Raw genomic sequence first — 14,755 nt, 5'->3', positions numbered from 1 at the left:
ATTAACAATGAAAAACACATTAAAATATACATTTTTATCTGCGTTATTTTTAGGTTTTGTTGCCTGTGATGTAGATAATAACTTACCAGAAATAAAAGGAGAGGCAGAAAGCACTATAGCGTTAAGTGCAGGTAGTGCAGACTTTTCAAAGTATGTTGCCATTGGAGCATCTTTTACAGCTGGTTTTACAGACAATGCTTTGTTTAAAGCAGGTCAAGAAAATTCTTTTCCAAATACTTTAGCTAAAAAATTTGCGATGGTAGGCGGAGGAAATTTTACACAACCCTTAATGAATGATAATTATGGAGGTTTAATTTTAGCAGGAAATCCTGTACTACATCCAGTAACTGGAGAAAGGTTATTTGATGTAAGATTAACTTTTAATGGTGAAGGGCCAACATCTTTAAGTAATGTTAACCCAATGGCAATATCTACTACAGACTTTGCACTAAATAACCCAACAGGACCATTTAATAATGTAGGGGTACCAGGAGCAAAAAGTACACATTTTATTGCACCAGGATATGGGAATTTAGCTAATTTCCCAGCAGCAGCTAATCCTTATGCTGTAAGAGTGGCTGGAAATACAGATGCTTCTATTATTGAATTAGCAGTTAGCCAAAGCCCAACATTTTTTACGTTATCTGAGTTTGGAGGAAACGATGTGTTAGGATATGCTGTCTCTGGAGGAGACGGTTCAAGCCCAATTACATCTACAGCAACCTTTGATTTTGCTTTAGGCACGGTTGAAACGGCCTTAAAAGCAACTGGGGCAAAAGGTGTAGTGGCAAACTTACCATATATTACAAGTTTGCCTCATTTTACAACTGTACCGTACGCACCGTTAGATCCAAGTAACCCAAGTTTTGGTTCACAAATACCTACGTTAAACAATGTTTTTGGAGCAATCAATGGTGTTTTTGCAGCGCTAGGAGTTCCGGAGCGTTCAATAGTTTTTGCTACAGATGCAGCTAGTGCTGTTGTTATTAAGGATGAATCATTAGTGTATATTGGAGATCAAATGACGCAAGCTTTTTTAGCTAGCCCAACTTTTCCTCCTTTTGTAGCAAGTTTTGGGTTACCTACAGACGATACTACTTTACAGAAAGTTGCTGGTTTATTAGGAGCTTATTACGGGCAAGCAAGACAAGCAACAGCTGATGATTTACTAGTGTTACCTAGTAAGAATGTGATAGGAGAGATAAATACGGATTCTGTTCAATTTTTAATGTCTCAAGGTTTACCACAACAGTTAGCAGGAATGTTTTCTGTAGAAGGGGTATCTTTACCATTGGAAGACAAATGGGTTTTAGTTCCTAGTGAGCAAGCGGAAGTTCAAGCTGCTACAGATGCCTATAATACAAGTCTTAAGACAATGGCTGATGCAAACGGGTATGCTTTCGTAGATTTTAAAGCAATTTTACAGGAAGCTTCTACAGTTGGTTTAGAGTTTGGAAATTACAACATGAATACTAGTTTGGTAACTGGTGGTTTAGTTGGTTTGGATGGAATTCACTTAACAGGTAGAGGATATGCTTTAATGGCTAATAAAATGTTAGCAGCTATTGATGCAACGTATGGATCTAACTTTACTATTGGAAAAGATGGTTTAGCAAAACCGGATAATTACCCAACAAACTATTCACCTACTTTACAGTAATATATAGAATATTAAAAAAGCTGAGGATTAATCCTCAGCTTTTTTTTTGTCCTTATCATTATTGATAATGTATTTTTTATACTTTCCATCTTTATATCTATGATAAATAAATAAGGGCATTAATATAAAAGACATAAATAAGACTCCTAAACCCATTACTATTTGAGCTTTTGGATGTTCAATATTTAATAGATAAGCTCCTATTACCATCCATAATAAAAAGATAATGAATAATATTTTGAGTATTGTTTTCATACAAAGTAGTTTTCTATTGCAAAAATAAAAATCCTAAACAGTTATGTTTAGGATTCTTGTTTTATTTTGTGATTTTTAAAGACTATGCTTCTATTTTTTGTAGCCAAGAACGTATGTTGACTTCTTGCTTAATAATGTCGCTTAATTCTTTTATTTTAACACGTTTTTGCTCCATAGTGTCTCTATGACGAATGGTAACCGTATTGTTTTCTATTGTATCATGATCTACAGTGATACAGAAAGGTGTTCCTGCAGCATCTTGACGACGATATCTTCTACCCACAGCATCTTTTTCATCGTAAGAAACATTGAAATCCCATTTTAAATCATCAACAATCTTACGAGCTATTTCTGGCAAACCATCTTTTTTAACCAATGGTAAAATAGCTGCTTTAGTTGGTGCTAAAACGGCAGGTAGTTTTAATACAGTTCTAGTAGTGCCATTTTCTAGCTCTTCTTCTTGTAATGAATTTGAGAAAACAGCTAAGAACATTCTGTCTAAACCAATTGATGTTTCTACTACGTATGGTACATAGCTTTTGTTTTCTTCTGGATCAAAATACTGTAATTTTTTTCCAGAATATTCTTCGTGTGCTTTTAAGTCAAAATCGGTACGAGAATGAATTCCTTCTAATTCTTTGAAACCAAAAGGAAATTTAAACTCAATATCGGCAGCTGCATCGGCATAATGGGCTAATTTTTCATGATCATGGAAACGATAGTTGTCACCCCCCATTCCTAAAGACAAGTGCCATTTTAAACGAGTTTCTTTCCATTTTTCATACCATTCTTTTTGAGTTCCTGGTTTTACAAAAAACTGCATTTCCATTTGCTCAAATTCGCGCATTCTAAAAATAAACTGGCGAGCCACAATCTCATTACGAAAGGCTTTTCCAGTTTGTGCAATTCCGAAAGGAATTTTCATACGACCTGTTTTTTGCACATTCAAGAAATTTACAAAAATTCCTTGTGCTGTTTCAGGGCGTAAATATACTTGCATAGAACTGTCAGCGGATGCTCCTAATTGTGTTCCAAACATTAAATTGAACTGCTTTACTTCTGTCCAGTTTTTAGAACCAGTTAGTGGATCCGCAATTTCTAATTCTTCAATTAAAGCTTTAACATCAGCTAAATCTTCATTTTCTAATGATTTTGCTAATCGACCAAGAATTGTGTTGATTTTTTCTTGATAGCCTAAAACCCTTCCGTTAGTTGAAACAAATTCTTCTTTATTGAAAGTTTCTCCAAAACGTTTAGCAGCTTTCGCTACTTCTTTATCAATTTTCGCTTCAATTTTCGCACAATAATCTTCTACTAAAACATCGGCTCTGTAACGTTTTTTAGAATCTTTATTGTCGATTAATGGATCGTTAAAAGCATCTACGTGACCTGAGGCTTTCCAAGTGGTTGGGTGCATTAATATCGAAGCATCTATGCCGACAATATTTTCATGCATTTGTACCATTGCTTTCCACCAATATTCACGAATATTTTTCTTTAATTCTACTCCGTTTTGAGCATAATCGTATACTGCACTTAGTCCATCATAAATTTCAGATGATTGAAATACATAACCGTACTCTTTAGCGTGCGATAATACTTTCTTAAATTGATCTTCTTGTTTTGCCATTCTGCAAAAATAAAATAAGGATTTAAACTAAAGGCATTGAAAAAGAAAAAAGTGAAGAATTACATAGAACTCTTCACTTTTTATGTTTTATTAGGTGCTAAATACTATTTATCGTAGATTTAAAGTAGTGTTTCCTGCATAAACACCATCTACAAAAGCACTAATTGTATATTTACCTTTTTTAATATCATCTCGATTTACCAAAACTAAAGATACTAAGCTTAATTTAGTGTTGTTATAATTGACTTCTAAAGAGTCTGTATATTCAATTTGGCTTCCATTTTTCAAAGCAGTTTTTCCTTTAGAAGCAACAACTTTTTTGTCTTCATTAATAATTTGAATGTGAACAAATTTTTCACCAGGGCTTGTAATAGGATTTTCTAAAAGATCAAAGTTAATTCTAAACGCATCTGTTCTGCTCGATCTAGATGTAGAAGTTAATTTCCCGCTACTGCGTTCTTTCATAGCAATAGCACTTACAGGACTTGTTTTAATTATTCCTCCAATAGCTACTTTAGCTTCAAGTTCTTTATTTTTTTCAGATAAAGTTATGTTAGCACTGTCTTTTTGTTGTAAAATTTCGTTGGCAATAACATTTTCTTGAGTCAATGCTTCATTTGCACTATTTAAAGAGTCTATTTGTATAAAGAGTTTTTTGTTTTCACGTTCTAAACTAGCTAACCTTCTACGGTATTTTCTTATTAGATTAAAGTTTTCAGATTTTAAACCTTTTATAGAGTCACTTAAGTTTTTCATTTTAGTTAACTCCATATTTAATCTATCGGCTAACTGTTTTTTTTCTACTACAACACCTGTGTAGTCTTTAATCATCTCATCTAAGTCTTGCTGTAATTCAGCTTTTTCTTCTTGAAATATTTTATAAAGATTTTGGTATTGATTTGATTTTTGAAATGAGTAATAAACAAGGAATAATGATAAGATTGCTAATACAATAATTAAAGCATTTTTCTTTTTTTGTTGGTTCATGATTTAGGGGGGATTGATTTAGTTAATTTTAATATGTGTTTTTTATTTAAGTGCTATAGTGTTGTTACCGACATGAACACCATTTACAAAAGCATTAATATGGTATATACCGGTATTTATTTTATCATTACTAATATTAACGAGAGAAACTATTGATAATTGTTCGTTTTGATATTCAGTAATAAGTACATCACTGCACCATATTTTTTTGTTGTTTTTCAAATGTACTTTTTTTAGAGGAGAAACAACATTGTCACGTTCATCTAATATTTGAATGCCTATTTCTTTAGGACCAGAATTTATGATTTTATTTTCTAATAAATCAAATGTTACTTTAAAAGCATCCGTTTTGTTAGACCTAGTTGTTGAGGTGTATTTTCCGTTTTTTCTTTTTTTCATAGCTTTCGCTTTTATAGTTGAAATTTCAATTACTTCTGCACTCGCAATTTTTTCTTTTAAAACTTGTTTTTCTTTATGTAAAAAACGGTTTATAGATTCTAATTTAGTGTTTTGGTTCTCTTTTTTAAGTAAGGCTTTATTAACACTGTCGTTTTTTGAAAGTAGATTGTCGTTAATTTTATTAAGAGAGTCAATTTTAGAGAACAATATTTTGTTTTCTGAAACTAGTTCTTTTGTTTTTTTACTGTAATATCGGATAAACTTATAGTCTGTTTCTTTTAAATTTTTAACAGAATCTCTAAGTTGAACCACCCTGTGAATTTTATCTTTTAATTTTAAAGAAAATTCATTCTTTTTATAATAAGTTTCTTTATAGTCTGTTATAATTGATGTTAGTTCAGACTCTAACTCGTTTTTTTCAAGTTCAAAAACTTTTTTTAGTTCAGTATATTCTTCAGCGTTTTGATAGGATAAAAATCCTATAACAATCACTAAGAGAAGTAAAAAGGCGGTAAAGCCTTTATGCTTTATTTTTGAAGGGGTCATCATTACAAAAGATGGATATGATGAATAATTTTTTTATAATTCGGGCTAATATACTATTTATTTTTTAACACATTTATAAATAAAAGCAGGAGGGAAGTTTAAAGGCTCGAAACTTAAATTGATGCTGTCTCCAAAAACTTCTTTTAACTTTTTATAATAGCTTAAGCTATATTGATATTGAATAAATAAGCCTTTAGGTTCAAGAAAGTTGTAGCTTTTTACTAAAATAGAATGAGATATTTCTTTTGGAATAATAGTTAAAGGTAAACTAGAAACAATATAATCGGTTTTAGAGTAGCCTAGTTTTTCAATTTCTCCTTTAATATTTTCTGCTGAAGCTTTTAAAACAATTAATTGAGGATGTTTTATCTTTTTTAATTCTTTATAAAAAGCGTCATTAATCTCAAAACAAATTAATACAGTATTGGGTTGAATTTTTTTTAAGATGTGTCTTGTTATAGCGCCATTGCCAGGGCCGAGTTCTACAATTACTTCTGCAGTATTAAAATTAAGATCTTCTAGCATTTTATTTGCCAGATACTTAGAACTAGGAACTACGGTTCCTGATGTTTTATAATTTTTTACAGCTTCTTTAAAAAAATTAAACTTTTTACCCAAAATATCGTTTTCTTGTTGTTTTTTGTATCTTTCTTATAAAAAAATGGCTTGTAAAGATGCAATTTTTAAAAGATATATTCTATTTATTTTATCCTAATCTATGTGTTAATTGTAAAATCGTATTATTACCTAACGAACAATTTTTGTGTATCGCTTGTAAAAACGAACTACCAATTATAGACGATAATGAGTATGTAAATGTTACATTAACATCAACTTTTTATGGAAGAGTACCAGTACAAAACGTGCGATCTTTTTTGTATTATCAAAAAGGCGGGATTACACAAAAGCTTATTCATCAGCTAAAATATAAGAACCAAGCTGATATAGGAAGTTTTATTGGTGATTGGTTTGGAAGCCAATTAAAAGAATCAAAAATTTTTAACAATGTTGATTACATTGTTCCTGTACCATTACATCCTAAAAGACAGAAAAAAAGAGGGTATAATCAAGTAACATTGTTTGGGAATAGCTTGAGTGAAACGTTGAATATTGAATATAAACCTAATATACTGCTTAGAACTTCTATAGCTAAAACACAGTCATTAAAACAACGGTTTGAACGATTTTCAGATAACAAAACAAAATTTAAACTCGTTAATAATACAATTTTTGAGAACAAACATGTTTTGTTGATTGATGATGTAATAACCACTGGAGCAACATTAGAAGCTTGTGCCCATGAACTGTTGAAAACTAAAAACATAACGATTAGTATTGCTACCATGGCATATACGCAAAAAGGCTAATAGCATTCAATCTTAATTTACTACTTTTGAATTTGGATTTAAAACCACCAATTTGTGAAAAATAAACACCTTGTTTTAGTAACTTTTTTTGCTTTAGTAATCAGTAGTTGTGCACGTAAAGGAAGACCAGAAGGAGGGCCAAAAGATGAAACGGCACCAATTATGGTTACAGCGAATCCGCCTTATGAAACTATTCATTTTGATGATGATAACATCCGTATTGAGTTTGATGAATATATTGTTTTAAAAGATTTACAAAAGCAATTGGTGATTTCACCACCAATGAAAAATCCACCACTAATTACACCACAAGGAACGCCAAGTAAATACATCAATATAAAAATATTAGATACTTTACAGCCTAATACTACGTATACGTTTAACTTCGGAAATGCGGTTCAAGACAATAACGAAAACAATAAGTTAGAGAGTTTTAAATATGTGTTTTCTACAGGAGACTATATCGATTCTTTAAAGATTAAAGGAACAGTTGCCGATGCATTTGATAAAAAGGAAGTAAAAGAAGTGAGTGTATTGTTGTATAAGTTAGATAGTGTTTATAATGATTCAATTATTTATAAGAAAAAACCAAATTATGTGACCAGCACGCTAGATTCTACAAATTTTGAATTTAGCAATTTACGTGAAGGGAAGTATTTAATGTTGGCTTTAAAGGAACCTGGTAATGACTATGTTTTTAATAGCAAAACAGATAAGATTGGTTTTGTTGCAGACACCATTACATTACCTGCTGATAGCGTGGTAAGCAAACCAATTCGGTTTTTTAAAGAAGTTCAACCTTACGAATTTAAGAGAGGGAAAGAGGTGACAAAAGGGAAAATTCAGTTTGGTTTTGAAGGGAAACAAGAAAACATGAATGTTGAGTTGTTATCTGAAGTTCCACAAGACTTTAAGTCGTTTTCTGAATTTGAAGAAGATAAGGATACACTAAACTATTGGTATACACCAATAGAAAGAGATTCGTTGAATTTTGTAGTAAGTAATCAAAATTTTAAAGATACCATAACCGTTCGTTTACGTAAAAATAAGATAGATTCGTTATCAGTTTCTTCAAGTGTAAGAGGAGTTTTACACTTAAATGATACCATGTTTATTCAAACCAACAATCCAATTGTTTCTTTTGATAAGTCTAAGTTTTCATTGATTGATAAAGATACTGTAGATGTAGCTTTTGAATTGAAAAAACAATCGATTAACAAACTAGCGGTGTTGTTCGATAAGAAACCAAAGCAAGGTTATATCTTTAAAGGATTGCCTCAAGGAATAACCGATGTTTATGAAACCACAAACGACACTTTAGATTATAAATTTACCACGCGTGCTGTAGATGATTATGGTAGTATTGTGTTAGATGTTAAAAAAGAAACGCCTTATCCAGTTATTGTCCAATTGCTAGTTAAAGATGAGGTAATAGAAACAGTTTATCTTTCAGAATCTAAAAAAGTAGAGTTTACCTTATTAGATCCCAAAGAATACAGAGTGAGAGCTATTATTGATGAGAATAATAATCATGTTTGGGATACAGGAAACTTTTTAGAACGTAAACAACCAGAGCAAATACTTTATTTAGAAACTGTGTTTAAGTTAAGAGCTAACTGGATTCAAAACGAAACATTTGTAATTAAATAAATTGCATTAAGTAAAATAATGAGAAGTTTTATACCTTATAACTTCTCATTATTTTTGTCTTATTCTTTTGAAATGATGTAGATTGTCAACTCTGTTGTTTATAACAGTTCTTCACAATAAAATCCATGATGTTGTAATGCTTTTAAGACGGCATCAGCTTTAACCTTTTGGGTTTCTACTCGAAGAATATTATCACAATCCTCTAGGTCAAAATTCCAGCAGTCGTTTTTGGCAATTAAACGGCTTAATGTAGGTTGCACAATTTTTATCTCCTTGTTTTTTGTAACAGATGTTTTAAATACTAAAACTGTTTTCATTTCAAATGATTTTGATTAACGTTCATAAAAATATGGAGGTTCAATACCTAGGGCACGTAAATAAACATAGCCTTGTCCGCGATGGTGGATTTCATTATCAATAAAATAGAAGATTGACGACCAAACCGTACCTTCATATTGACCAAAAATTTTAATGTTTTGCTGAAATTGCTCTGGTTTTATCTGCTCCCAATAGGTGTTTATCTCATTGGTAGCTTCATCCCAAAGTTCAAGAATTTTTACTTTTTTATTACCGTGGTCTACCTGTTCAATTAATTCTTGGATTTTTCCGGTAGCAATTTCTTTGATGCCAGGACCCGCTATACCTAAAAGCTCCATAACCATTTCAGCAAAAGGGCGCATGCCTCCTATAGAATAGTTAAAAAAGGCTTCCTCAGGAAAAGCTTCAATAACTCTTCGGGTTAAACCTCGGTGTCCTTGCCAATGTTTTAATAAATCAGAAGGTGTAATTCCTTGTTCTAATAATGTGCTTGTTGTTGATTCCATAATTGTAATTTTTATTATTTGAAACCAAAATTATTATGGGGAGGTGACAGCTTTATGTCAGCAGGAAAAAATAAATTTTAAAAAAATACTATTGACAAGCTGTTGTCACTTGAGGTATGTTTATTTGTATACCATAAGAAGTGAAATCATTATGTTGAAGCCAAAATTTAAAACATACTTCAACCTGAAGTCCTATCTTTGGGAAATATGTTATTGCATTATGAGTATAGATACGGTAAAACGTTTTGATAGAATTATAGCTATTCTTATCCAATTGCAGTCCAAGCGTATTGTAAAAGCACAAGAATTAGCTGATAGGTTTGAGGTTAGCCTACGCACCATTTATCGCGATATACGAACGCTTGAAGCTTCAGGAGTGCCTATTATAAGTGAAGCAGGGGTTGGTTACTCTATTATGGAAGGATATCGTTTACCACCTGTTATGTTTACGAAAGAAGAAGTAGGTAGTTTTGTGGCTGCCGAAAAGTTAATGCAAAAGTTTGTAGATAAATCGTTGGGGAATTACTACGAATCTGCCATGATGAAACTAAAATCGGTATTGCGTGGTCGTGAAAAAGATTGGATTTCTGCTTTAGAATCGCAAATATTGGTCGATCCCACGAATAAATTATTTAATGATAGTTTGCCAAATGCACTAGAAACGTTGTTTGAAAGTATTGCCGAAAAAAGGCAGGTGTTTTTAAAATATCAAGCGTTAAATAGTGAAACTCCTTCTGAACGTTTTGTTGAACCTGTTGGTATTTATCATGAATCAGGGTTTTGGTATGTATTAGCCTTTTGTCATTTAAGAAATGATTATAGACAGTTTAGAACTGATAGAATGTTGGCTATTAAATCAACTCAACATAATTTTACTAGAGACCATATTACCTTAGACGAATATCGAGATCAATATCAAAATGTCCCGAAAACGAAAATTGTTATTTCCGTTGATAAAAGTGTAGTACGGTATATAAACAACAGTAAAAGACAATACGGCTTTGTATCTGAAAAAGTAAAAGGGAATCAAGTAGAAATGACTTTTATGACACCCTATGTTGAACACGGATTTTCAAGATGGTACATCGTGTTTTCAGATTATGCTAAAATTCTTGAACCTGAGAGTTTAAAACTTCAGGTTCAAGATATTTTAGAAAAAGCGATTGCTAAACTTTAATGCGCTTCTAACCAATTAGCTCCTGTATCAATTTCAACATCTAACGGAACGCTCATCTTAAAAGCATTTTCCATTTCTTGTTTAATGATAGGTTTAATAATATCTATTTCATCTTTATGTGCATCAAAAACCAATTCATCATGTACTTGTAGTAGCATTTTTGACTTAAAGTTTTCTTGCTCAAAACGTCTGTAAATGTTAATCATGGCAAGCTTAATAATATCGGCAGCAGAACCTTGAATAGGTGCATTTACGGCATTTCTTTCTGCCGCACCACGAACAATAGCATTACGAGAATTAATATCTTTTAAATAACGACGACGTCCTAAAACAGTTTCTACATAGCCATGTTCACGAGCAAAATTTACCTGTTCGGCAATGTAACTTCTTAATTTAGGATACGTAGCATAATAGGTGTCAATTAATTCTTTGGCTTCTGAACGAGTTAAATCAGTTTGATTACTCAACCCAAAAGCAGAAACTCCATAAATAATTCCGAAGTTTACAGTTTTAGCATTGCTTCGCTGCTCACGAGTTACTTCTTCAATAGGAACATTAAATACTTTAGCAGCAGTAGAAGCGTGAATATCTTCACCATGCTGAAAGGCTTTAATCATAGTTTCTTCTTCGCTTAAAGCAGCGATAATTCGTAATTCAATCTGACTGTAATCTGCTGCTAATAAGACATAATTTTCATTTCTAGGGATGAATGCCTTACGTACTTCTTGTCCGCGTTTTGTACGGATTGGAATGTTTTGTAAGTTCGGGTTGTTTGAACTTAAACGTCCAGTAGCAGCTACCGCTTGTGCATACACTGTATGTACTCTTCCTGTTTTTGGATTAATCTCATTAGGAAGTGCATCAACATAGGTGCTTTGAAGCTTTTTATACTGACGATATTCTAAAATATCAGCTACTATCTGATGGTCTTTCGCTAAATAAGAAAGTACATCTTCTGCAGTCGAGTATTGTCCTGTTTTTGTTTTTTTAGGTTTGTCAACTAATTTTAGTTTATCAAATAGAATAGGACCTAATTGCTTTGGAGAAGCAATGTTAAATTCTTCACCAGCTTGCTGGTAAATATTTTGTTCTAACTGTAGAATATCCTTGGTTAACTCTACTGATAAGGACTTTAAAAAGGCAGTGTCTAAGTTAATTCCTTCAATTTCCATCGCTGATAATACAGACACTAACGGAGTTTCAACATCATTAAATAGTTTGGTAACGTTTCCGCTTTCTAGCTCCTTAGAAAAATGTTCTTTTAATTGATAGGTTACATCAGCATCTTCTACTGCATATTCAGTTTGTTTAGATAACTCAACTTCACGCATAGAAAGTTGATTTTTACCTTTTTTACCAATTAATTCAGTAATTGAAACGGGTTGGTAATTTAAATAAGTCTCTGAAAGTACATCCATATTATGACGCATATCAGGATTGATAAGGTAATGCGCAATCATGGTGTCAAATAACTTCCCTTTTACAGGCATATCATAATTTGACAATACTTTGATGTCATATTTTAAATTATGGCCAATTTTTTCAATTGTTTCTGCTTCAAAAAATGAACGGAATTCCTCTAAAATAGTTTTAGTTTCTTCCTGATCTTCTGGAAAAGCAACATAGTACCCTTTATTAGCTTCCCAAGAAAAAGCAATTCCAATTAATTCAACCTCTAGGGCTTTTAAACCTGTCGTTTCGGTATCAAAACATACGGAGTTTTGTTGTAATAATTTTTCTAATAAAAGTTTTCTTGAAAGTGGTGTGTTGATTAATTGGTAAAAATGCTTGGTGTTTTCAATGGTTTTATATCCGTTGATGTTGGTTTCTTCTGAAGTATTTCCACTACCTGGAGTAGCAAACAGGTCAAATTGACCAGAAGTGCTTGCTTTAGCAGCTTTTGGTTTCTCAGTTACGTTTGAATTTATTCCATCTTGACTTTCTTCAGAAGGAGCGAATGTTTTTAAGAAATTATCTGTTAAACGACGGAATTCTAAATCGGTAAAAATTTCTTTAGTAGCTTCAATATTAGGTTGCTCAAAAATTAGTTTGTCTAACTCTAGTTCAACAGGAACATCTAGCATAATAGTAGCTAGTTGTTTTGAAAGTAAACCAAGTTCAGCGTTAGCTTCAATCTTTTCTTTCATTTTGCCTTTTAATTCATGAGTGTTGGCAAGCAATCCCTCCATAGAACCGTAAGCAGCAATAAACTTTTTAGCTGTTTTTTCACCCACGCCAGGTAACCCAGGAATATTATCAACAGAATCACCCATCATACCTAAAAAGTCGATTACTTGCAACGGGTCTTCAACTTCAAACTTAGCTTTTACTTCTTCAATACCCCATTTTTCATAACCATTTCCCATACGAGGTGGACGATACATAAAAATATTGTCAGACACCAATTGAGCAAAATCTTTATCTGGTGTTACCATGTAGGTTTGTAAACCTTCTTTTTCAGCCTTTTTAGCTAGGGTTCCTATAATATCATCAGCTTCATATCCTTCTTTTACAATAGCAGGAATTTTCATCGCTTCTAATATTTTTTCAATATAAGGAATTGCAATACGTATGGCTTCTGGAGTTTCTTGGCGGTTGGCTTTATAATCACCAAAAGCTTCTACACGATCTACACTTCCTCCTTTATCAAAACATACTGCTAAATAATCAGGCTTCTCACGTTTTATTACATCCATTAAAGAATTGGTAAAGCCCATAATGGCTGAGGTATCTAATCCTTTTGAATTGATACGTGGATTTTTAATAAAAGCATAATAGCCTCTAAAAATAAGAGCATATGCGTCGAGTAAGAAAAGTCGTTTTTGATTTGCCATGATATATGTTAAGCCTGTTGAAATAAATTATTGATACCGATGTGTTTACAAAAAAAAGTCGGTAATTATAGCTATTGTGTACTTTGCAGGTAAAGCTACAAAACTTTAACAAGATGTTAAAAACCAATTTTAAGAATCACAGTATCTTTGTTTTTTGTAAATAAAAAAATATGTCTCGTTGGTTAGTAACACTTCTCATCATTTCTGCGTTAATTATTGTTTTTGAAGCATATGCTTTTCAGGCAATAAGAACGTTGACAAAAAGTAAGTTTATTCGTTATGGATGGTTATCATTAGGGCTTTTAGCATACCTAAATTTCTTTTATGTAATTCTTACTTCAGATAGAAGTTCTGGACAAACCAAAGAATTTCAGTGGGCTGTTGGAATCCTTTTAGTAGTGTTGTTACCTAAGCTAATCATATTGATAATTATGTTTGGGGAAGATGTGGTGCGCTTGATTCAAAAAGGAATTTCGTTTTTTTCAAAAGAAGAAACCAAAACGCTTGCCAGTAGAAGAAGCTTTATAGCAAAGGTAGCTTTAGGGTTAGCGGCTATCCCTTTTGCTAGTTTGTTGTATGGTATTTTTAAAGGGAAGCACAATTATAAAGTACTGAAATACCAATTAAAGTTTAAAGATTTACCTGAAGCTTTTGACGGTTTTACTATTTCACATATTTCTGATATTCATTCGGGAAGCTTTGATAATAAAGAGAAAATCCAGTATGGAGTAGATTTGATTAACCAACAACAATCTGATGTTATTTTATTTACAGGTGATATTGTAAATAATTTTGCCCACGAGATGAATGATTGGATACCTGTGTTTTCTCAATTAAAGGCCTCTGAAGGTAAATATTCAATTTTAGGGAATCATGATTATGGAGATTATTCTAAATGGAATTCACTAGAAGAAAAGAAAGCTAATTTTAAAGCGGTAAAAGAAATTCATCCTAAAATCGGATTTGATTTATTGTTGAATGAAAACCGTTATATTGAAAAAAATGGGCAAAGAATAGCTCTGGTAGGAATTGAAAACTGGGGGAAAGGGTTTAACAAAGCAGGTGATTTGCAAAAAGCATCTGAAGGAATTTTGCAGGATGACTTTAAAATATTGCTTTCTCACGATCCAAGTCATTGGGAATATAAAGTAAAGGAAGACAATTTTAACTATCAACTTACGTTAAGTGGTCATACACATGGTCTACAAATCGGAATAGAAATTCCTGGATGGATTAAGTGGAGTCCTGCTAAATATATATATAAACAATGGGCAGGTTTATATGAAGAATTTGGAAGGTATATTAATGTAAATAGAGGGTTTGGATACCATGCTTTTCCGGGTAGAGTAGGAATTTGGCCTGAAATTACCGTAATTGAGTTAAAAAAAGCTTGATTTACAGCTTTTTTAAGATTAAAATAATATTT

General features: G+C 32.1%; 13 protein-coding genes. 5 read left to right on the top strand and 8 right to left on the bottom strand.

Annotated features, from left to right (window positions below):
* The first annotated feature begins 7 nt into the window (after positions 1-7).
* Positions 8-1,660: an SGNH/GDSL hydrolase family protein gene (locus DFQ07_RS04450; protein ID WP_133535073.1), complete on the top strand. Its 1,653-nt coding sequence runs from the start codon at positions 8-10 to the stop codon at positions 1,658-1,660.
* A 27-nt stretch (positions 1,661-1,687) separates the two neighbouring features.
* On the opposite strand, the gene DFQ07_RS04445 is transcribed toward DFQ07_RS04450, so the two are convergent.
* From DFQ07_RS04445 to DFQ07_RS04425, 5 genes are all read right to left on the bottom strand, one after another.
* Positions 1,688-1,915 carry a hypothetical protein gene (locus DFQ07_RS04445; protein ID WP_133535072.1) on the bottom strand — a complete coding sequence of 76 codons (228 nt, stop codon included), beginning with the start codon at positions 1,913-1,915 and terminating at the stop codon, positions 1,688-1,690.
* 82 nt (positions 1,916-1,997) lie between these two features.
* On the bottom strand, positions 1,998-3,545 hold the full coding sequence (locus DFQ07_RS04440) for a glycine--tRNA ligase (RefSeq protein ID WP_133535071.1): 1,548 nt from the start codon (positions 3,543-3,545) through the stop codon (positions 1,998-2,000).
* A 108-nt stretch (positions 3,546-3,653) separates the two neighbouring features.
* Complete coding sequence (locus tag DFQ07_RS04435; protein WP_133535070.1) at positions 3,654-4,532, bottom strand: hypothetical protein; 879 nt, start codon at positions 4,530-4,532, stop codon at positions 3,654-3,656.
* A 42-nt stretch (positions 4,533-4,574) separates the two neighbouring features.
* On the bottom strand, positions 4,575-5,480 hold the full coding sequence (locus tag DFQ07_RS04430; protein WP_133535069.1) for a hypothetical protein: 906 nt from the start codon (positions 5,478-5,480) through the stop codon (positions 4,575-4,577).
* A 54-nt stretch (positions 5,481-5,534) separates the two neighbouring features.
* The gene (locus tag DFQ07_RS04425) at positions 5,535-6,095 is read right to left on the bottom strand and encodes a class I SAM-dependent methyltransferase (RefSeq protein WP_243743932.1); all 561 of its coding nucleotides are present in this window, start codon (positions 6,093-6,095) and stop codon (positions 5,535-5,537) included.
* A 56-nt stretch (positions 6,096-6,151) separates the two neighbouring features.
* Here DFQ07_RS04425 and DFQ07_RS04420 point away from each other — a divergent pair, with 56 nt between their 5' ends.
* On the top strand, positions 6,152-6,844 hold the full coding sequence (locus DFQ07_RS04420) for a ComF family protein (RefSeq protein WP_133535068.1): 693 nt from the start codon (positions 6,152-6,154) through the stop codon (positions 6,842-6,844).
* A gap of 54 nt (positions 6,845-6,898) precedes the next feature.
* Positions 6,899-8,494: an Ig-like domain-containing protein gene (locus tag DFQ07_RS04415; protein WP_243743931.1), complete on the top strand. Its 1,596-nt coding sequence runs from the start codon at positions 6,899-6,901 to the stop codon at positions 8,492-8,494.
* 98 nt (positions 8,495-8,592) lie between these two features.
* Here DFQ07_RS04415 and DFQ07_RS04410 read toward each other — a convergent pair whose 3' ends face one another.
* Both DFQ07_RS04410 and DFQ07_RS04405 read right to left on the bottom strand, forming a co-directional pair.
* Positions 8,593-8,811: a hypothetical protein gene (locus DFQ07_RS04410; protein WP_133535067.1), complete on the bottom strand. Its 219-nt coding sequence runs from the start codon at positions 8,809-8,811 to the stop codon at positions 8,593-8,595.
* Positions 8,812-8,826: 15 nt separating this feature from the next.
* Positions 8,827-9,318 carry a DinB family protein gene (locus tag DFQ07_RS04405; RefSeq protein ID WP_133535066.1) on the bottom strand — a complete coding sequence of 164 codons (492 nt, stop codon included), beginning with the start codon at positions 9,316-9,318 and terminating at the stop codon, positions 8,827-8,829.
* Between the two features lie 220 nt (positions 9,319-9,538).
* Between DFQ07_RS04405 and DFQ07_RS04400 the strand changes: the two genes are divergently transcribed.
* On the top strand, positions 9,539-10,495 hold the full coding sequence (locus tag DFQ07_RS04400; protein WP_133535065.1) for a helix-turn-helix transcriptional regulator: 957 nt from the start codon (positions 9,539-9,541) through the stop codon (positions 10,493-10,495).
* Here DFQ07_RS04400 and polA read toward each other — a convergent pair.
* Positions 10,492-13,329, bottom strand: a complete 2,838-nt coding sequence (gene polA / locus DFQ07_RS04395; protein WP_133535064.1) for a DNA polymerase I — start codon at positions 13,327-13,329, stop codon at positions 10,492-10,494. The genes DFQ07_RS04400 and polA overlap by 4 nt on opposite strands.
* A gap of 170 nt (positions 13,330-13,499) precedes the next feature.
* On the opposite strand from polA, the gene DFQ07_RS04390 reads away from it, so the two are divergent.
* Complete coding sequence (locus DFQ07_RS04390; protein ID WP_133535063.1) at positions 13,500-14,723, top strand: metallophosphoesterase; 1,224 nt, start codon at positions 13,500-13,502, stop codon at positions 14,721-14,723.
* Positions 14,724-14,755 lie beyond the last annotated feature (32 nt).

It is taken from the genome of Tenacibaculum caenipelagi (assembly GCF_004363005.1).
GTDB classification, from domain to species: Bacteria; Bacteroidota; Bacteroidia; order Flavobacteriales; family Flavobacteriaceae; genus Polaribacter; species Polaribacter caenipelagi.
The sequence above is the reverse complement of the archived record's forward strand: the minus strand, read 5'-3'. Positions and strand labels throughout refer to the sequence as shown.

Coding starts and splice junctions, on each gene's coding strand:
- DFQ07_RS04450 (WP_133535073.1), top strand. CDS start 8: ATGAAAAACACATTAAAATATACATTTTTATCTGCGTTATTTTTAGGT.
- DFQ07_RS04445 (WP_133535072.1), bottom strand. CDS start 1,915: ATGAAAACAATACTCAAAATATTATTCATTATCTTTTTATTATGGATG.
- DFQ07_RS04440 (WP_133535071.1), bottom strand. CDS start 3,545: ATGGCAAAACAAGAAGATCAATTTAAGAAAGTATTATCGCACGCTAAA.
- DFQ07_RS04435 (WP_133535070.1), bottom strand. CDS start 4,532: ATGAACCAACAAAAAAAGAAAAATGCTTTAATTATTGTATTAGCAATC.
- DFQ07_RS04430 (WP_133535069.1), bottom strand. CDS start 5,480: ATGATGACCCCTTCAAAAATAAAGCATAAAGGCTTTACCGCCTTTTTA.
- DFQ07_RS04420 (WP_133535068.1), top strand. CDS start 6,152: ATGCAATTTTTAAAAGATATATTCTATTTATTTTATCCTAATCTATGT.
- DFQ07_RS04410 (WP_133535067.1), bottom strand. CDS start 8,811: ATGAAAACAGTTTTAGTATTTAAAACATCTGTTACAAAAAACAAGGAG.
- DFQ07_RS04405 (WP_133535066.1), bottom strand. CDS start 9,318: ATGGAATCAACAACAAGCACATTATTAGAACAAGGAATTACACCTTCT.
- DFQ07_RS04400 (WP_133535065.1), top strand. CDS start 9,539: ATGAGTATAGATACGGTAAAACGTTTTGATAGAATTATAGCTATTCTT.
- polA (WP_133535064.1), bottom strand. CDS start 13,329: ATGGCAAATCAAAAACGACTTTTCTTACTCGACGCATATGCTCTTATT.
- DFQ07_RS04390 (WP_133535063.1), top strand. CDS start 13,500: ATGTCTCGTTGGTTAGTAACACTTCTCATCATTTCTGCGTTAATTATT.